Annotated in this window: 17 protein-coding genes and 1 tRNA gene; 6 read left to right on the forward strand and 12 right to left on the reverse strand. The window is 60.2% G+C overall.

Features of this window, described 5'->3' with window-relative positions; all coding sequences use genetic code 11:
* Nucleotides 1-3 precede the first annotated feature (3 nt).
* The gene (locus tag GOW72_RS05995) at nucleotides 4-1,404 is read right to left on the reverse strand and encodes a diguanylate cyclase (protein WP_170365904.1); all 1,401 of its coding nucleotides are present in this window, start codon (nucleotides 1,402-1,404) and stop codon (nucleotides 4-6) included.
* An 88-nt stretch (nucleotides 1,405-1,492) separates the two neighbouring features.
* Here GOW72_RS05995 and GOW72_RS06000 point away from each other — a divergent pair, with 88 nt between their 5' ends.
* The 5 genes from GOW72_RS06000 (at nucleotide 1,493) to GOW72_RS06020 (ending at nucleotide 5,896) form a co-directional block, all read left to right on the forward strand.
* Complete coding sequence (locus GOW72_RS06000) at nucleotides 1,493-1,777, forward strand: DUF3572 domain-containing protein (protein ID WP_093964931.1); 285 nt, start codon at nucleotides 1,493-1,495, stop codon at nucleotides 1,775-1,777.
* A gap of 26 nt (nucleotides 1,778-1,803) precedes the next feature.
* Entirely contained in the window at nucleotides 1,804-2,496 is a 693-nt protein-coding gene (locus GOW72_RS06005) for an HAD family hydrolase (RefSeq protein WP_170365907.1), read from the forward strand.
* Nucleotides 2,497-2,615: 119 nt separating this feature from the next.
* Nucleotides 2,616-4,175: a trimethylamine methyltransferase family protein gene (locus GOW72_RS06010; RefSeq protein ID WP_170357356.1), complete on the forward strand. Its 1,560-nt coding sequence runs from the start codon at nucleotides 2,616-2,618 to the stop codon at nucleotides 4,173-4,175.
* Nucleotides 4,176-4,319: 144 nt separating this feature from the next.
* Nucleotides 4,320-4,904 (forward strand): heme NO-binding domain-containing protein, encoded by a 585-nt coding sequence (locus GOW72_RS06015; protein ID WP_170365909.1) that lies wholly within the window; start codon nucleotides 4,320-4,322, stop codon nucleotides 4,902-4,904.
* Nucleotides 4,904-5,896: a GGDEF domain-containing protein gene (locus tag GOW72_RS06020; RefSeq protein ID WP_170365912.1), complete on the forward strand. Its 993-nt coding sequence runs from the start codon at nucleotides 4,904-4,906 to the stop codon at nucleotides 5,894-5,896. Before GOW72_RS06015 ends, GOW72_RS06020 begins: the two co-directional genes overlap by 1 nt.
* Before the next feature lie 29 nt (nucleotides 5,897-5,925).
* Here GOW72_RS06020 and GOW72_RS06025 read toward each other — a convergent pair whose 3' ends face one another.
* From GOW72_RS06025 to GOW72_RS06060, 8 genes are all read right to left on the reverse strand, one after another.
* Complete coding sequence (locus tag GOW72_RS06025; protein WP_170341048.1) at nucleotides 5,926-6,621, reverse strand: CbiX/SirB N-terminal domain-containing protein; 696 nt, start codon at nucleotides 6,619-6,621, stop codon at nucleotides 5,926-5,928.
* Nucleotides 6,622-6,684: 63 nt separating this feature from the next.
* The gene (locus tag GOW72_RS06030; RefSeq protein WP_170365914.1) at nucleotides 6,685-7,617 is read right to left on the reverse strand and encodes an AEC family transporter; all 933 of its coding nucleotides are present in this window, start codon (nucleotides 7,615-7,617) and stop codon (nucleotides 6,685-6,687) included.
* Between the two features lie 61 nt (nucleotides 7,618-7,678).
* Nucleotides 7,679-8,476, reverse strand: coding sequence for an MBL fold metallo-hydrolase (locus GOW72_RS06035; RefSeq protein ID WP_170365916.1), 798 nt, complete (start codon nucleotides 8,474-8,476; stop codon nucleotides 7,679-7,681).
* Nucleotides 8,473-9,288 (reverse strand): TatD family hydrolase, encoded by an 816-nt coding sequence (locus tag GOW72_RS06040; RefSeq protein WP_170365919.1) that lies wholly within the window; start codon nucleotides 9,286-9,288, stop codon nucleotides 8,473-8,475. The genes GOW72_RS06035 and GOW72_RS06040 overlap by 4 nt, the downstream gene beginning before the upstream one ends.
* Nucleotides 9,285-10,406, reverse strand: a complete 1,122-nt coding sequence (locus GOW72_RS06045) for a DNA polymerase III subunit delta' (RefSeq protein ID WP_170365921.1) — start codon at nucleotides 10,404-10,406, stop codon at nucleotides 9,285-9,287. Before GOW72_RS06045 ends, GOW72_RS06040 begins: the two co-directional genes overlap by 4 nt.
* Nucleotides 10,407-10,413: 7 nt before the next feature.
* Nucleotides 10,414-11,040: a dTMP kinase gene (tmk, locus tag GOW72_RS06050; protein ID WP_170341058.1), complete on the reverse strand. Its 627-nt coding sequence runs from the start codon at nucleotides 11,038-11,040 to the stop codon at nucleotides 10,414-10,416.
* A complete protein-coding gene (locus tag GOW72_RS06055; RefSeq protein ID WP_170341060.1) occupies nucleotides 11,037-12,203 on the reverse strand; it encodes a D-alanyl-D-alanine carboxypeptidase family protein in 1,167 nt (388 codons plus the stop codon). Before GOW72_RS06055 ends, tmk begins: the two co-directional genes overlap by 4 nt.
* Before the next feature lie 13 nt (nucleotides 12,204-12,216).
* Complete coding sequence (locus GOW72_RS06060) at nucleotides 12,217-13,320, reverse strand: SPOR domain-containing protein (protein WP_244952327.1); 1,104 nt, start codon at nucleotides 13,318-13,320, stop codon at nucleotides 12,217-12,219.
* Between the two features lie 265 nt (nucleotides 13,321-13,585).
* Here GOW72_RS06060 and GOW72_RS06065 point away from each other — a divergent pair.
* Nucleotides 13,586-13,675, forward strand: a tRNA-Ser gene (locus GOW72_RS06065).
* A gap of 375 nt (nucleotides 13,676-14,050) precedes the next feature.
* Here the strand turns inward: GOW72_RS06065 and GOW72_RS06070 are convergent.
* From GOW72_RS06070 to GOW72_RS19120, 3 genes are read right to left on the reverse strand one after another with little or no spacing between them, the layout of a single operon-like run.
* Nucleotides 14,051-15,730, reverse strand: a complete 1,680-nt coding sequence (locus GOW72_RS06070; protein ID WP_170365925.1) for a recombinase family protein — start codon at nucleotides 15,728-15,730, stop codon at nucleotides 14,051-14,053.
* The gene (locus GOW72_RS06075) at nucleotides 15,727-16,143 is read right to left on the reverse strand and encodes a DUF2924 domain-containing protein (RefSeq protein WP_093964944.1); all 417 of its coding nucleotides are present in this window, start codon (nucleotides 16,141-16,143) and stop codon (nucleotides 15,727-15,729) included. The genes GOW72_RS06070 and GOW72_RS06075 overlap by 4 nt, the downstream gene beginning before the upstream one ends.
* Entirely contained in the window at nucleotides 16,140-16,370 is a 231-nt protein-coding gene (locus GOW72_RS19120) for a DUF3489 domain-containing protein (RefSeq protein ID WP_093964945.1), read from the reverse strand. Before GOW72_RS19120 ends, GOW72_RS06075 begins: the two co-directional genes overlap by 4 nt.
* Nucleotides 16,371-16,755: the final 385 nt, after the last annotated feature.

The following is a 16,755-nucleotide window of genomic DNA, read 5'->3' on the forward strand; positions in this document are numbered from 1 at the left end:
CGCTTAGGCCGCGTTCTGTTTCATCCACACCTGGTTCCGGCCTGCCTGTTTTGCCGCATAAAGCGCCTTGTCCGCGCATTTGATCAGGCTTTCGGCCGACAGTGAGCCGTCTGGAAGTGGGGAGAAGGGTGGCTCGCATACCTTCAGCCCGATGCTGACCGTCACCGGAAGCCGGGCAGGAATGTCCGGCAGGACGATCGGTACGCTGCTGACGCCGCTGCAGATATCGGCCGCCTTCCTGAGCGCCTTTTCGCGGGTCGCGTTTGGCAGTCCGAACAGGAATTCCTCTCCTCCGATGCGGGCGAGGAAGCCGTCAGGTCCGAAAGCGCGCTTCATCCGTTTTCCGGCCTCGACCAAAACCCTGTCACCGGCACTGTGGCCATAACGGTCATTGATGGATTTGAAGTGGTCCAGGTCGGCCAGCATGATCGCAAAACCCCGCTGTTTGTGCACCGAACTGTGCAGCAATTGGTCCATCGCGGTCTGTGCGAAACGACGGTTGTTCAGGCCGGTCAGCGTGTCGATCCACGATTCCTCAATCCCACGGCGCAATGAGTCGCGCATTTGCTCGTCATGCGCCTTGCGTGCAATCAACGCCTCGACCCGAAGCGATACTTCGTCAGGGCAGAACCCTCCGAGGCAAATTGCATCGGCGCCGCGATCCAGGGCCTCGGCGGCAAGAGTGGCGTTGTCATCGGGAATGATTCCGATCAGAGCGGTCCGCCGAGTGCCGGTGCGGGATTTGAGGTCGGCCAACATGTTCAGGCCGGATGGATCGCTGTTCAATTCGACAACAATCGCGTCAGGTATGGTGCCGGACAAGACTCCGCTGAGGTTGGGCAGGGTATGGCTGCACACCGAATGCTGCGTTCGTCCGTTCAGGGCCTTGTGCCACAGCGTGCGAGTACGTGCGGTGTGGGCCAAGACGGCGATCTGACCATGCCGCGCGGGCGTGATCATTGCTGCGGGGGCTTCGGCAAATCCCACGGATTGAGGGTTGCCACTGTTCTTCAGATCCTGAGTTTCCGCACGGGCGCGCAGCAGGCTTCGCACACGCGCCAGCAACAGCGTATCTTTGAACGGATAGGCCAGAACGTCATCCAGCCCCTCGGACAGGTTCCGCAGCCGGGCGGTCCGATCGTTCTGAGGCGCAATCGCGACCACAGGGACATCCTGCAGGGCCGGAACGGACAGCATCAATCTTTTGACGTCGCCCGCGTCTCCGTCGGGTAGTGTCTGGGCCGTCAGCACCAGATCCGGCCGGGTCCGCCGCAGCAACGCCCCAAGACCAGCCAGCTTCTCGCCCTGCACGACATGATACCACGCCGCCGTCAGCTGCACCTTCAGCATGATGCGATTGGTCGAGACCCCGTCGAGGACAAGGATGGTTCCCTGCACGGACATTGTTTTCACCGTAGATTGCATGCCTTGCCAAAGTGTTTATGAGTCTGGTTAACAAACCCTTTCCAAATCTTCGAACCGGGGCCTGATCATGCCGATCTCTGCCGAATTCGCCGAAACTCTGGCCTTGAAAGCGCTTGGGTGGCTTGTTGGGAACGATGAATTGTTGCCTGTTTTCCTTGGTTCGACCGGCGCCTCGACGGATGACCTGAGGGACCGCGCCACAGAGCCCGAGTTTCTTGCTTCGGTGCTGGAATTTCTGATGCTTGACGATTCGTGGGTGTTGGCCTTTTGTGACGCAAACGCTGTCCCCTACGATCAACCGGCCCAGGCCCGAAGCGTCCTGTCAGGCGGCGCGGATGTTCATTGGACCTGAACGGGTCCGCGCAGGAGCAAGAATGCATGTCGATTGATGCGCTGGTTTTTGACAAGGACGGAACCCTGTTTGATTTCGCCGCCACGTGGGGGGCGTTCGGCAAGGCGGTGCTGCTGCGTCTGAGCGAGGGCGACAATGCGCGTGCGTCCGTGCTTGGAAAGAGCATTGGCTTTGACTTCGCGACAGGGACCTATTCCGAGGACAGTATCGTGATCGCTGGCACCGTCGACGAGGTCGCCGACGCCTTGTTCCCCGACCTTGACGGCTGGTCCCGCGAGGATCTGGTTCAGACCTTGAATGCGGCTTCTGCCCATGCGCCTCAGGTCGAGGCCGTTGCGCTTGCACCTTTTCTGCAATTCCTGAAAGACGCCGGCAAGAAGCTGGGTGTTGCGACCAATGACGGCGAGATGCCGGCGAAACGGCACCTGGCCTCGGTCGGAATCGAGACCTATTTCGATTTCATTGCGGGGTATGACAGTGGCCACGGGTTCAAGCCTGGGCCCGGCCAGTTGTTGGCTTTTGCTCAACATGTTGGCGTCCCACCGGACCGGATCGCCATGGTCGGCGACAGTCTGCACGATCTGGAGGCCGGTCGCGCCGCCGGCATGACCACTATCGGTGTTCTGACTGGATTGGCAAAGGTTGAGGATCTTGCACCGATGGCTGATGTCGTTCTTCCCGATATCAGCCACATCCCCGGCTGGCTGAACCTTCGTTAAAGCGCCTTGCCTGAAAATCGGCGGTTCATGAGTTGAAACCGACCTTGGCTGTCGCAGACAGAGCGGCCAGAGACCGGACTTCGGGTCTTGTTTGAGAGTAACAATCGCCGGAGGAACAGATGGCCGACACGAATACTCGCAAGCGCAGGGGTGGTGGACGCGCAGGCGCTGCAGCGCGCCGCGGTGCGGCAGTCATCGACCAGATGCCATGGAACCCGCCGATCAACATCGACCGGCCAACCGAACCGTTGGGCCCCGAGGGCGTCGAAGCCATCCATGACGGCGCCATGCGTATTCTCGAGGAAATCGGCATCGAGTTCTACAATCAGGAAGCCTTGGAGATCCTGCGTGAAGCTGGATGCATCGTCAACGGCGACAACGTGCGCATGGGTCGTGACTTCGTTATGGAAATGGTCGCCAAGGCGCCGTCGACCTTTACCATCACGCCGCGCAACCCGAACCACACGATCGAGATCGGCGGCAAGACGATGTTGTTCGGAAATGTCTCGTCACCGCCGAACTACTGGGACATGGAGATCGGCAAGAAGGTTCCCGGCAACCGCGAAATGTGCCAGAACCTGTTGAAGTTGACGCAGTATTTCAACTGCATCCACTTTGCCGGAGGCTACCCGGTCGAGCCGGTTGACCTGCACGCCAGCGTCCGGCACCTGGATGTCCTTTATGACAAGCTGACGCTGACGGACAAGGCGATGCATGCCTATTCGTTGGGCAAAGAGCGCGTAGAGGATGTCATGGAAATGGTGCGCATCGCAGGCGGTCTCAGCCACGAGGAATTCGAGGCGTCACCGCGCATGTACACCAACATTAACTCGACCTCGCCTCTGAAACACGACCACCCGATGATCGACGGGTGCCTGCGGCTGGCCCGGCGGGGGCAGGCCATTGTCGTCACGCCGTTCACTTTGGCGGGGGCGATGGCCCCGGTAACCATGGCCGGTGCCGTTGCGCAGTCGCTGGCCGAGGCGCTGTGTGCGATTGCCTTGTTCCAGTACGTCCGGCCCGGCATCCCATGTGTCATCGGGACGTTCACCTCGAATGTCGACATGAAGTCCGGTGCGCCCGCGTTTGGCACGCCTGAATACATCCGGTCGACCCAGATGACCGGCCAGATGGCGCGGTTCTATGGGCTGCCCTTGCGCTCGTCCGGTGTCTGCGCGGCCAATGTGCCGGACGGCCAAGCTGTCTGGGAGACGTCGAATTCACTCTGGGCGGCGGTGCAGTCGGGGACCAACATGGTCTATCACGCGGCCGGATGGCTGGAGGGCGGCCTGATCGCGAGCCCGGAGAAGTTCATCATGGACTGCGAGATATTGCAGCAAATCCAAAGATATATGCAGCCCGAGATCTGCGCCACAGGCCCGGACGAAATCGCACTGGAAGCCATCCGCGCGGTCGGGAACGATGGGCACTTCTTTGGCATCCAACACACGCAGGATCGCTATACCACCGCGTTCTATCAACCCTTCCTGAGCGATTGGAAAAACTACGAGGGCTGGGAAGTCGCGGGCGGGATCTGGACAGCCGAACGGGCGCATCTGATGTTCAAGGAGATCATCAACAGCTTTGAGGCTCCGCCCATGGATGAGGCGATCCGAGAGGAACTGGCTGACTTCGTCGCACGTCGCAAAGCCGAAGGGGGCGCGCCGACCGATTTCTGATAGCGCATCATCGGGCAGGCAGCTGGAACGGCAGGATATCTCATCCTGAGATTTCCGTGAATTTTCCGCATCTTGAACTGCCGCATTTGGCCTTTGTTAAGATCTTTGAGGTGGGATCGGCATGAAACCTTTTTGAGGGCATTCATGCACGGATTGATCAACAGGGCAGTTCAATCGTTTGTATGCGCGACCTATGGGCGTGAGCGCTGGCTTCGGGCGACCGAGGCCGCTGAACTTGGGTTCGCCGAGTTCGAAGCGATGCTCGTCTACGACCGGGAAAAGTCATATCGCCTGCTGGACGTGGTCTGCGATCAATTGAACCGTTCGCGGGACGAGTTTCTGGAAGATCTCGGAACCTATCTGGTCTCACACCCCAACATGGAAGGATTGCGGCGCCTTCTGCGCTTTGGCGGCGTTACCTATGTCGAGTTTCTGCAGTCTTTGGATGATCTGGCCGACCGGGTCAAACTGGCGGTCTCTGACCTTGAATTGCCTGCCCTGGAACTGCTGGAGCGTTCGCCCACAGAATTCGAACTGCGCTGCCATCCCGGGCTGGATGGGTATGCCAATGTCATGATCGGGATCTTGCGAGCAATGGCGGACGACTATGGCGCGCTCGTGATTCTGAGGCATGCCGGGCAGAGGGGCGGGGTGGACGTCATCTCGATGGTTCTGGTCGAAAGCGCCTTTGCCGAGGGTCGTCACTTTGATCTGGGGGCGCGGAACTGATGATGGATCTGGATCAACTGGGCAGGATGTTGGAGACGTTGTGCCCGATGTTCACCTTGGTGGATCAGGATGGGCGTATCCTTCAGGTCGGGCCGACACTGCAAAAACTGCGCCCCGACCAGCCGTTGGTTGGCAGCGAATTTCTGGAAATATTTGAACTGGTAAGGCCCAGAACCGTGACGACTCTGCCGGCGTTGATGGCGACGGCAGGTACCAAGCTTCATCTCAAGCTTCACGATGAACCGCGCACAGCATTGAAGGGTTTGGTGGCGCCGCTGCCTGACGATGCAGGCGCGGTTATCAACCTGTCCTTCGGGATCTCGATCCTGGACGCTGTACGGGATTATGCCCTGACAAGTGCGGATTTCTCGGGAACCGACCTTGCGATTGAGTTGCTCTACCTGGTCGAAGCCAAGTCTGCGGCGATGGAGGCTTCGAGGTCGTTGAACCTGCGGCTTCAGGGGGCAATGCTTGCGGCCGAGGAACAGGCCTATACGGATACTCTGACCGGCCTCAAGAACCGGCGCGCGATGGACCACATTCTCGAGCATTTGGTTTCAACGAAATCCACTTTTGCGTTGATGCATCTGGACCTGGATTTCTTCAAAGCCGTGAACGACGAATTGGGGCATGCCGCGGGCGACTATGTGCTGTCCCAGGCCGCCCGGATCATGCTGGAAGAAACCCGCAGCGACGACACGGTCGCCCGGATCGGCGGCGATGAATTTGTTCTGATATTCAAAAGCCTGTCGAGCAGGGCTCAGCTTGAACGGATCGCCAATCGCCTGATTGGCCGCCTTCAGAAACCGATGGTTTTCGAGGGCGAGACCTGCGCGATTTCGGCGAGCATCGGGACCGCACTTACGTCACAGTTTCTGTCCCCGAAACCGGCTGAGATTCTGCACGCGGCGGATTTGGCCCTTTACGAGGCCAAGCGAAACGGTCGGTCGTGCCATCGCTTCTATTCCGAAGAGGCGCGGGCACCGGAGTAGACCGGTGCGTCGGTAGGCTGGTTGCTTGACTACTCAGCGAAAGCCCCGTCCAATGTCCGCGCGATGTGCGACTGGATTTCATCCAACTCGCCGACCACAGGCAGCACCGGGCCACGAAATGCGGCCTTGCCCAGCTCGGCGGGAATATCATCCAACACGTGGCCCCCGGTGCAGGCAAAGAACGGCAGGCAGATCGCATGATCCCCGGTCATTTGGGCGGCGTCACTGATCGATGGGGGTTCTTCGACAAATCCACAGCGGATTGATTTCAGTGATATCAACCCGGCCAAACGGTCAGCGAATTCGTGGGTGACGGCTGCCGGGTTGCGGCTGCGGCCTGAGCCGTGTGCGGCAATAAGCAGATCCGTGGACGTGGTGCTCCAACCTAGCTCGTCGATCAAGGGTTGCAGGGCGCGCGCCACCAGGTTGGGTAGCTGCGGGTCAACGCCCAACGGGTCGAGTTGCCGAACTGCGCGCCCTTCAAGGCGCTTGGGAAGCGCAGAAGTCACGAACCATCCTTTCGCCATGAACAATGGATAAATCGCGCTGCCGTCCGGAATGTCATCAAGGACCTTTTCCAACGCGCCTGGCGCGGCGAGGGTCGCCGATCTGACTGTGACTCTATCCGTAAGTTGATCGATCCGAGCGGCCAGTATGGCCAGAGATGCCTCGGCCGGACCTGGGTCGGAGGGTTGGCCATGCGCTACGATGACGGCAGTCGGCATGCTGGGGCTTCCTTGTTCTGTTTCGGGATAGGTGTGGCGCCCTCCCGCAAAGTCAATTCGTCTTTATCCGAGCAACGTCAACCACATCCATACCGTAAGAATGGACACGCCTGTGCCAATCAAGACCGAAGAGGCGGCAACTCGTTTGGCCCGGCCATACATGTTGGCGAAGATGTAGGCGTTGAAACCGGGCGCCATCGCCGCGTTCAGAACGCCCGAGCGGAAAAGATCTTGCGGCAGGGCGGTCGCTGTACCGAACAACCAGACCAGGCTTGGATGCAGAACAAGTGAAACGCAGCAAACATAGCCGATTGTCCGCAGGTCGCCTTCGGGCTTGTATTTGACCAGAACTCCACCCAGGGCGAACAGGGCGCCGGGCAATGCGGCGCGGGTCACCAGGCTCAGGGCCTCGTCTGCCACAGCCGGAATGCCGACGCCCGTGAGATTGACGATGAAGCCCAGAGCGATACCCAAGATCAGTGCGTTCTTGAACATTGCCGAAAGCACCGATCGGGCCATGCGCATACCGCCATTGCCTCGGTTGCGGATGACCTCCATCACGGTAATGCCGACGCAGTAGCAGAACGGCGAGTGGAACGCGATGATCGCATAGTTTCCGGTCAGGTTGTCGGGCCCATAGGCGCGTTCGGTGATCGGCAGGCCCAGCAGGACCGAGTTCGAGAACAGGCAGCAGAACCCGATTGCGACGCAGTCTTCCCATTCGCGCTTGAATATCAGGCGAGCGCCGAAAACCCCCGCAAGAAAACACAGAGCTGCGGCGGTATAGAAACTGCCCAGAAGGCGCGGGTCAAAGCTGGCGCTCAGGTCCAGATGGGCGATGGCCAGAAACAGCAGGCAGGGGATTGCGAACCCCTGCGTGAACTTCATCAACCCGTCAATATGAACTTCTTTGAAGTAGCCCGTCAGCGTCGCGACATAGCCGGCCCCAATCACAAGAAAGACCGGAAGGATGACGTCGATCAGGCTTTGCAACATGTCACGACCTCAATCCAGGCTGTTCGCTCAGAGCTGGGGGAAGCGCGTGCAATCCGATGTCCTACAATGGCTGCCGGATCACCATGCCGTCATAGGCAGGCTCGACATGGTCCGGGGTCTCGGCATCGACGGCTGCATAGTCCAGATCGATGTGCATATTGGTCAGGACCGCCCGAGCCGGCTTTAGCTGTTCGATCCAGCCAAGGGTCTTTTCCAGGTGGGCATGGGTCGGATGTGGGTTCCGGCGCAGCGCGTCGATCACGAGGCAGTCCAATCCCTGAAGCTCGGGCCAGGCATCATCGTAGATTTCCGCAACATCAGGCAGATAGGCCAGGTTGTTCATACGAAAACCAAGCGCATCGATCGATCCGTGGTTCACCTTGAACGGGCGAAACGGGATTGATCCTCCCGGGCCGTCTATCTCGAACGGGCCGTCAATTGTCTTCAGGTCGAGTATCGGTGGATAGGGCGAGCCTTCGGGTTGAATGAAGGCGTAGCCGAACCGCCCCAGCAATGCGTTTTGCGTGTCGCCATCCGCCCAAACGGGCACCCGCGTGCGCATGTTGAAAACGATCATGCGCAGGTCGTCGATGCCGTGGACATGGTCGGCATGTGAGTGTGTGTAGACAACGGCGTCGAGGCGTCCGGTTCCGGTGTCCAGCAGTTGGCTGCGCATGTCCGGGGTCGTGTCGATCAGAACCGAGGTCGTGCCGTCCGGCCCGTCCCGTTCAACCAGCATCGAGCATCGGCGGCGGATATTGCGCGGATTTTGCGGGTCACAGTCTCCCCAATGCCCACCCAACCGGGGGACACCGCCAGAGGAGCCACAGCCCAGGATCGTGAACCGCAGCATGCTCATGCGGCAACCGGGTAGGCGGCCGCCTTCGCAAACAGTCGATCAAAATTCGCTTGGGTCTGCGCGGCGAAATCCGGGTAGTCCAGGCCGAACAGTTCGGCGCCGACCCGGGCCGTGAAAGTGGTATAGCCGGGCTCGTTCCGCTTGCCCCGGTGCGGCGGCGGGGCCAGGTATGGTGCGTCGGTCTCTATCAGAATTCGATCGACAGGCGCTGCCGCAAAGATATCCCTCAGCTCTTGGCTTTTTGGAAAGGCCGCGATGCCGGACATGGAGAGGTAGAACCCCAAATCCAACGCTGCCCGTGCCAGTTCGGCCGAAGACGAGAAGCAATGCATCACACAGGAGTAAGGTGCGTTCCGAAACTCGTCCTGCAGGATCGCCGCCATGTCCTCGTCGGCTGCACGGGCGTGAATGATCAGCGGCAGGCCTGTACTTTGGGCGGCCTGAATGTGAACCCTCAACGAGCGTTTTTGTATTTCGGCGCTGTCGGCGGTGTAGTGATAGTCCAGCCCCGTTTCGCCGATGCCGACAAATTTCGGATGTCGGGACAATGCGACGAGTTCGTCGACGCTCGCCAGTGGCTCTTCGGACGCGCTCATGGGATGGGTGCCCGCAGCGTAGAAAACCGGGGCATGTGTTTCGGCGATCGCGCGCACGGTCGGCTCATTGCGCAGACGTGTGCAGATCGTCACCATGCGTGTCACGCCCGCTTCGACCGCACGAGCGATGATTGCGTCCAACTGGCCCTCGAAATCCGGGAAATCCAGATGGCAATGGCTGTCAGTGATTGCGGGAGGTTGGGGCGTGTCGCTCATCTGCTCGGACCGGCGGTTTCCTGAATCTTGAACACCGTATCTAGGACGACGGCGGCAGGGTCAAGGTTCACCGCCTGCCCGTGCCGCGCACGGGCCGTGATGATGGATGCGGCCTCGGCCCAGCCCAAGGCTTGTGGGCGCGAGGATGACAGGCGCAACAGAACTTCGGCTTCGTTTGGCGCAGCTTCGGGCTGCGGAGGCGCGCCGGTCGCACCTGTCAGAGCAAGGCGAGAAAGGGCGATGTCAATCAGATTCAAAAGCAGGTCATAGCGCTCGGCTGCTCCGCGCTGCGCGGCCGCTTCGGCCAAAGCCAGCGCGCGCTGGCGGTCGAGGCGGGGCAGGGTGCCAAGTATCTGGATCAGCTCGGCATAGATCTCCATCCCGCCCAGATTGATCAGCCGTACCGCGTCGCCTACGGAACCGGCGGCCAAAGCCGCGAGGTGATCGGATTGCGGAGGCAATTCGGCCCCGGTCTGTGCCAGCGCCGATTTCATGTCCTCCGGCGACAGCGGTGACAGGCGCAGGGTACGGCACCGCGAGCGGATCGTCGGCAACAGCCGTGACGGCTGATGCGAAACCAGCAGCAGTGTCGTGCGGGCAGGGGGCTCTTCGAGCATTTTCAACAACGCGTTTGCGGCGCTGACATTCATTTCGTCTGCCGCATCCACGATAACCACGCGGCGCCCGCCGTCCGCTGAACTGAGGCCGAAGAAGCGCCCCAGTTTTCGGATGTCATCGACAACGATCTCGTTACGCAGGCGGCCCTGATCATTCAGGGATCTGGTGATCGCGGCCAGACCGGGTTCGGCCCCCGCCAGCATCCTTGCTGCAACCGGGTGGTCCGGCGCGATGTCGAGTGTCGTCGGATCCTCGGGCGCGCCGAACAGCCCGTCATCCTGTTGCGGCGGCGTGGCCAGCAGAAACCGCGCGATGCGCCATGCGAGGGTCGCTTTACCCACGCCACGAGGGCCGGTCAGAAGCCACGCGTGATGCAGCCGGTCAGACGCAAAGGCGGTCAGGAAGGCTTGCTCGGCCGCATCCTGTCCAAACAGTCTGCGTGTCTCGCGCGGGTGAAGCGCGCCGGGCGCCTGGTCCGGTGTGGGTGTGTCGTCGCTCATTCGTGAATTACCGCAGAACCTTCAGGACGGTTTCTCTCACATCCACGGCCACGCTGTCCACGTCGCGATTGCCATCGATCACACGGAACCGGTCCTTGAACTCGTCCGCCAGCGCAAGGAAACCCGAGCGCATGCGTTTTTGAAGGGCCGGGCCAAAATCCTCGAACCGTTCTTCGGTGCCTTGCCGGCCCTTGGCGCGGGAGAGGCCGATTTCCGGATCCATATCGATCAGCAAGGTCAGATCAGGCTCGCGGCCGATCATCAGGCCGTGGAGTTGGTCCACCAACGCGCGCAGATCTCCGCGCGACAGGCCCTGATACATTCGGGTGCTGTCGGCGAACCTATCGCAAATCACGATCTTACCCGCATTCAAGGCCGGTTCGATCGTGCGCTCCAAATGATCGCGTCGTGCGGCCGTGAACAGAAGGATTTCGGTTTCAGCCGACCACCTGTCGGGGTCGCCTTCCAGGACCAACCGGCGAATTTCCTCGGCCCCGGGCGAACCGCCCGGTTCGCGCGTCAGAACAACGTCATGTCCGGCCGCCTCGAGACTTTCTGCCAGCCTGCGGGCCTGCGTGGACTTGCCCGAACCGTCGATCCCCTCGAATGTCAGGAACAGACCGCGCGGGCTCACATCGACTCCAGTGGGGTATTGATCATGTCTTTCAGGACGATGCCGCCCACGGTCATCAGCCGCACCAAAAACCCGCCCATCGCCACATCCTCGGCCGCGACAAGGGGGCGCCGGATTTCGGGCAAACCTTCGGGTTGTATCACAAGTTCGGCCAGTTGTTGGCCCTTGGCGATCGGAGCGTTGATCGGGCCTTGATACACGACTTCGGCCTGCACGTTCTGATCGCCCAGAACGGGAAACAGAAGGGTGAGGTCACCGCCGGGCACAAGCCCAACCGTCTTTTGCGCGCCCATCCACACTTTGGCCTGTGCTATCGGCGTTTCGGCGTTGGCAACTGTCCTCTCGATAAAATTTCGAAACGACCAGTTAACCACGGCCTCAGCCTCCTCTGCCCGGCGAGAGATGCTGTCGAGCCCGGAAAGAACGAAGACCACCCGGCGATCGCCTTGCTTGGCCGATCCGACAAGGCCATAGCCTGCCTCTTGCGTGTGGCCGGTCTTCAGGCCATCGGCACCGATATCCAGTTTCAGCAACGGGTTGCGGTTGTTCACGTTCGACGGGGCACGGCCGTCGAATTCGAAGGTTTCCTCGGCAAACAGCGGATAGTATTCGGGAAAATCGGTGATCAGCCTGTCGGCCAGTACGGCCAGATCATGAACCGACATCATGTGACCCGCAGCAGGCCAGCCGTTCGAGTTGGTGAAGTTCGAGTGGTTCATGCCCATCTGCCTGGCGCGTTGGGTCATGTAACGCGCAAAGCCGGCCTCGGTACCGTCCGGGCTGAGCGCTTCGGCGATCACGACACAGGCGTCATTGCCGGACAGGACGATGATGCCTCGCAGCAGGTCCTCGACCCGGACCCGGTCCTGCGTGTTCAGGAACATGGTCGAGCCGCCATAGCTCATGGCATGTTCCGAGACCGGAAGCGTTTCATCCAGCGTCAGTCGACCGTCGCGCAGAGCTTCGAATGCCACGTAGAGCGTCATCAGCTTGGACATCGATGCTGGTGGAAGCGGTTCATCGGCATTCTTCGACAACAGCACAGTGCCTGTCGTTTGATCGATCACGTAGGCCGCGCGCGCGGACGTGTCGAAGGCGTGAACCGGCAGGGCCAGCAGGGCAAGGCCCGCGGCCAGAACAGCCGACTTGAGTGAGGTCAGCATTGGACCCTCCTGTTCAGTTCTTCACGATAAAGGCATCGGTAAAGCCCAGGTCTTTCATATCTCCGAGGATCGCCTTGCGTTCGGCGCGGGTTGTGGCAGGGCCGACCAATACACGCCAGACCGACTTGCCCGCCGACTCCAGTTCCAGAACTTCGGCCGCCAATCCGTTCGTGCGGACCTTTTCGGCCGCGGCTTTCGCATTCGCTTCAACCCCGAACGTTCCGATCTGAACATAGGGTTTGGTCAGGTTCGACGATGCGGCCGTGGCACTGGCCGCCGCAGCCGGCGTCGGCTCGGATGCGTCTATGGCGGCGGCAGCACCTGCGATCGGGTCCAGCGGCGTCTCGGTAATTTCATTGGGATCTTTCTTCTGCCACCACTTGCGTTTTTTCTGGGCGGGTGGCGGTGCGACGACCGGATCCGTCAATGCAGCGGTCGCGGACGCATCTGCCGCTTCCTCAATCGCGGGCGCAGTTTCTTCGGCGGCGGCGCTTGCGGCCGCTCCGGCCGCGGCAGCACCGGCGACCACGGCACCGGTGTTTTCAGGTGTCTTTTTCTGCCACCATTTCCGCTTGGCCGGCTTTTCTTCGACATTTTCGTCGGGCCCGGCCGTTGTGGCTTCTTCGGCTGCGGTTGCTTCGGCGGCGTTTGCAGTTTCTTCGGTCGGGGCTGCTTCGGGTTCCGGCGCAGGCTCCGGCTCGATCGTTTCGCGGCGGAGTGCAACCACCTGCAGACGGGCAGGAGCGCCGGCAAGCATTCCCAGTTTTTCAGCCGCTGCCGAGGACACCTGAAGGGCCGGCCCGGGCAGGTTTCGTTCCCGGCGGAACAAGGCGCCCGTCACGGTCTTGTTGTTGCTTGTGTTCTTGATGGCGACCCGCTCGGGCTGAGACGCGCTGGGGTGCGCGACCCAGATGCCACCCAACGAGGGACGCCCATCCCAGAGCCCGGCCTCGGTCACTTCAAAGACGTCCGGCGCTTCAACATCGCGCTGAGAGCCGCTGGCGACTTCGGGGAACAGTTCCGTGGTGTTGCTTTGGGTCTGCCCATCGTCACTGGCGGCCTCCGAGGAAGACTTGCCTGCGTTCAAAGCTTCGTCACATCCCGTCAGCGCAGTCATTGCAACAACCAGCACCGCCAACGGCCGCGGTCCAAAGCGTGTCTCTGTCGCTCGCTTCATATTGTGTTATCCCTTGCCTGTAGGGCCTTTGCGTGGCTGGCCCCAACCGCGGTTCGACCGGTTCTTTTGCCGGCCTCCTGCAGTCATTGCGCAAATCATAACCTGCGGGTTGTTTCAAGGAAAGACCGCGGGTCCGGCTTCGGCAAGAAATCCCTCTTTTGGACTTGCCACCAACCGATGTTCGTCCTAGACCGCTGCCTGCGCCGGGGAGGTGGCAGAGTGGTCGAATGCGGCGGTCTTGAAAACCGTTGGGCGTGAGAGCGTCCCCAGGGTTCGAATCCCTGTCTCCCCGCCACTCATACCTGTCTCACTTCAGTTGTATTTTCTGATCCGGAATTGTTACGCAATTCCCGCGCGTTGGCGCATGCGCTTTCAATCAGAGACGAAGCAAACCGTACATTCAGAGGACAATTCAGGCGCGAGTCTCAGTGTCGCATTTTAGCGGGGTCGCTTTGGGCTGGATTTCCCTGATAACCTGCAATTTACAGGGAATATTCGCAAACCGGGACTGACTTCCGTCATTTCTTCTATCAGAACTGTATGTTTCTCAGAGGTTTATGTTGCAAATTCCCTAAAAGGTGGAACAGGGAATTTCCTCGTGCGAACAGGGAATTGTTCCGCCGGATCAGGGAGGGCGAAGTCTGTATCAGGGACGCAGGAGCTGGAGATGTCAGAAGCCGAACAGGCGTTCCTGTTCGGACCATTCAAGTGGGTGGGTCACGCTGACCAGACGCTTGAGTGTGAGTTCGGGCGGCTGGCTCCCGTCGAGAATCGCCGTTTGAATCTTTGGTGAGAGAAAGGCGAGCTGAGCACGGGTGCGGATGAAGGCGTCAGGGACGCTTTCGCGGCGGGCAATCTCCATCAGTTGAACTCCGGCCTTCAGATCACGGGCCCAGCCATGGGCGCGGATCAGCATGGACCGGAGGTGGGGATCAGGTTGGGGTGCCATGTCTCCGGCGATGACCTTGGCCTCGACGCCGCGGCGGCACAGATCGAAAGATGCGGTGACGTGGGTGAGATCCGGGTGCAGATGATCGGCCGCGATGCCAAGTGCGCTTGCCAGAGTTTTGGGGTTAAATTCGAGGTCGATCTGTCCTCGTGCAAGTTTGCCTTTGGCCAGAAGAGCAGCGCCGATCTGACAGCCATGGCCTAGAAGCCGGGTTACTAAATCCGCAACTGAAGTCTGAACTGCCTCGGCTGACCCGGCCTCCGGCTGCGCCAGTACTTGGTGCGCCGCGGCGGCGTCTTGCAAATGTCTGACGATGACATCAATGACCGCGTTTTCCAGCGCTGGGCCGGGCAGTCGCCAGCCAGAGATATCCTTGCCGCCTGAGATCAGTCGATTGGAGATATAGTAGCGCAACCGTCGGCCTTTGCGCGTGGTGTGGGTCGGCGTCAACCGATCACCAGTTTCGTCATACAGCAGACCGGTGAGCCAGGCCCCGGGGTCAGTGGAGTGTTGGCGCGCATCGGAGTCGCCGCGTGCCCGCGAGCGGTTGGAGGCCTGTCGCATTTTTTCCTGCACCCGGTCCCAGATGTCCTGATCGATGATCGCCGGATGTTGTCCGTCCCAGATCTTATCCTTGTGGCGGATTTTTCCGAGATAGACCGGATTGCGCAGCAGGTAATAGATTTGACCCCGTGACAGCGGACAATCCCCCTTCACACTGCCATCTGTCCGAACAACCCGTTTTGACCGCAGGTCTTCTGCCGTTGCCCGTTCTTCTACTTTGCGCAGGCAACCAAGCTCGTCATAAAGCCCAAAGAGATGCCGGACCGTTCTGGCCTCCTCTTCATTCACCACCGGCGTTCTTGCCTTCGGATCGGGGTGGCGATCATAGCCCAGAGGCAGGTTGCCACCCATCCAAAGCCCCTTCTTCTTCGACGCTGCAATCTTGTCGCGAATACGTTCGGCGGTGACTTCCCGTTCAAACTGAGCAAAGGACAACAGCACATTCAGCGTTAACCGGCCCATGGAAGATGAGGTATTGAAGGCCTGCGTGACGGACACAAAAGAACAGTTTGCCTGTTCCAGCCGGTCGACCAGCTTAGAGAAGTCGGCAAGCGACCGGGTCAGCCGGTCAATCTTGTAGACCACCACCATGTCAATACGCCCGGCATCGATCTCTTCAAGAAGGCGCTGAAGGGCGGGTCGCTCTAGGGTGCCGCCCGACAGGCCACCGTCATCGTAGCGCCCGGACAACAGGGTCCAGCCTTCATGTCGCTGGCTTGCGACATAGGCCGCGCAGGCCTCATATTGCGCATCCAGCGAATTGAAGTCCTGATCCAGACCATCTTCTGAGGACTTGCGCGTGTAGATGGCGCATCGGATTTTACGGCGCGGGCTCATTTGGCCGCCTTGCCGGTGAGCCCAAAGAAACGCGGCCCTGACCAATGCGCGCCGGTAATCTCTCGGGCGATGGCCGAGAGTGAGCGATAGGACCGACCGTTCCAAGTGAAGCCGTCTTCTGTAACGTCGACTACATGGGTCACACTATTCCACTCGCGTAGCAGGCGCCCGCCGGGTTTTAGGGCAGGGCATGTAGGCCGGGGTTTCTTCCCAGAGCCCTTTTCCAGCGTGGCTTTGACCTGGCGGGGTAGCCTGCCATGACGGCGGGACTGCATCTCAAAGGCGATAAAGCGGCGCAGAAAGGGTTGGCTGAGCATGGCGGGGGCGGGTTGATCAAACAGTTGCTGCCAAAGCGTGACCAGATCCGATCGACCCATGGCGGCGAGATCGGCGACATCGCTCGTCTTGGTCATGACGCTTCTCCAGTTCCCGCCGCCAGATGATATGTGGATGGTCCATTTGGTTTGTCGGATGTCCGCCGTTCAATTGTGACGCCTTTTTTCCGCAGACCGCTTAGAGCTGCTCGGACCGAATGAGGCTGCCATCCCGTTGCTTTGCAGAGCGCCTCAAGGCTGGCGCCGCTCGGGCGGCGCAACAAGTGTTGCACTTTGTCAATTTTGGTTTGCTTCCGCTTGGACATGTATTGTCTCCTCTGATTTGGGGCTGGCTAGATGCCGAACCCCGGTACCGAGGAGCGCCCGAATGGCTCGGGCGTGGGTTCAGTGATGCGTGGTTGACGGCAACAGTCCAGCTCTTTCTGAAGCGATTACTTGAGGCGTGTGTTTTGAAGGGCGTTGCTGGCGTACCCCCGATTATTCGTCAACAATCTTAATTGGTTACTTTTAGTTTGGGGGGTTGCGTCTCGTATTGATGGCACCTACATTCGACCTAATCGCCCGGACTATCAGGGCGGGAAACTGCTCCCGCAGGCAGCACTCATTGGAAACACAGGTTTCCGCAGAGAGCATTCAAAGGAGCAACGTCTCGGATCGATTGGTCCGGGGAGTTGCGATTTGTGCTCTCTC

This window comes from Ruegeria arenilitoris (assembly GCF_013032855.1).
In the GTDB taxonomy this organism is placed as follows: Bacteria; Pseudomonadota; Alphaproteobacteria; order Rhodobacterales; family Rhodobacteraceae; genus Ruegeria; species Ruegeria arenilitoris.

What these genes read in the sequence shown, in the direction of transcription:
- GOW72_RS06035 (WP_170365916.1), bottom strand. Translation starts at nt 8,476, where the DNA reads ATGAGCATGCTGCGGTTCACGATCCTGGGCTGTGGCTCCTCTGGCGGT.
- GOW72_RS05995 (WP_170365904.1), bottom strand. Translation starts at nt 1,404, where the DNA reads ATGTCCGTGCAGGGAACCATCCTTGTCCTCGACGGGGTCTCGACCAAT.
- GOW72_RS06025 (WP_170341048.1), bottom strand. Translation starts at nt 6,621, where the DNA reads ATGCCGACTGCCGTCATCGTAGCGCATGGCCAACCCTCCGACCCAGGT.
- GOW72_RS19120 (WP_093964945.1), bottom strand. Translation starts at nt 16,370, where the DNA reads ATGTCCAAGCGGAAGCAAACCAAAATTGACAAAGTGCAACACTTGTTG.
- GOW72_RS06075 (WP_093964944.1), bottom strand. Translation starts at nt 16,143, where the DNA reads ATGACCAAGACGAGCGATGTCGCCGATCTCGCCGCCATGGGTCGATCG.
- GOW72_RS06020 (WP_170365912.1), top strand. Translation starts at nt 4,904, where the DNA reads ATGATGGATCTGGATCAACTGGGCAGGATGTTGGAGACGTTGTGCCCG.
- GOW72_RS06010 (WP_170357356.1), top strand. Translation starts at nt 2,616, where the DNA reads ATGGCCGACACGAATACTCGCAAGCGCAGGGGTGGTGGACGCGCAGGC.
- GOW72_RS06030 (WP_170365914.1), bottom strand. Translation starts at nt 7,617, where the DNA reads ATGTTGCAAAGCCTGATCGACGTCATCCTTCCGGTCTTTCTTGTGATT.
- GOW72_RS06045 (WP_170365921.1), bottom strand. Translation starts at nt 10,406, where the DNA reads ATGAGCGACGACACACCCACACCGGACCAGGCGCCCGGCGCGCTTCAC.
- GOW72_RS06060 (WP_244952327.1), bottom strand. Translation starts at nt 13,320, where the DNA reads ATGACTGCGCTGACGGGATGTGACGAAGCTTTGAACGCAGGCAAGTCT.
- GOW72_RS06070 (WP_170365925.1), bottom strand. Translation starts at nt 15,730, where the DNA reads ATGAGCCCGCGCCGTAAAATCCGATGCGCCATCTACACGCGCAAGTCC.
- GOW72_RS06055 (WP_170341060.1), bottom strand. Translation starts at nt 12,203, where the DNA reads ATGCTGACCTCACTCAAGTCGGCTGTTCTGGCCGCGGGCCTTGCCCTG.
- GOW72_RS06015 (WP_170365909.1), top strand. Translation starts at nt 4,320, where the DNA reads ATGCACGGATTGATCAACAGGGCAGTTCAATCGTTTGTATGCGCGACC.
- GOW72_RS06005 (WP_170365907.1), top strand. Translation starts at nt 1,804, where the DNA reads ATGTCGATTGATGCGCTGGTTTTTGACAAGGACGGAACCCTGTTTGAT.
- GOW72_RS06040 (WP_170365919.1), bottom strand. Translation starts at nt 9,288, where the DNA reads ATGAGCGACACGCCCCAACCTCCCGCAATCACTGACAGCCATTGCCAT.
- GOW72_RS06000 (WP_093964931.1), top strand. Translation starts at nt 1,493, where the DNA reads ATGCCGATCTCTGCCGAATTCGCCGAAACTCTGGCCTTGAAAGCGCTT.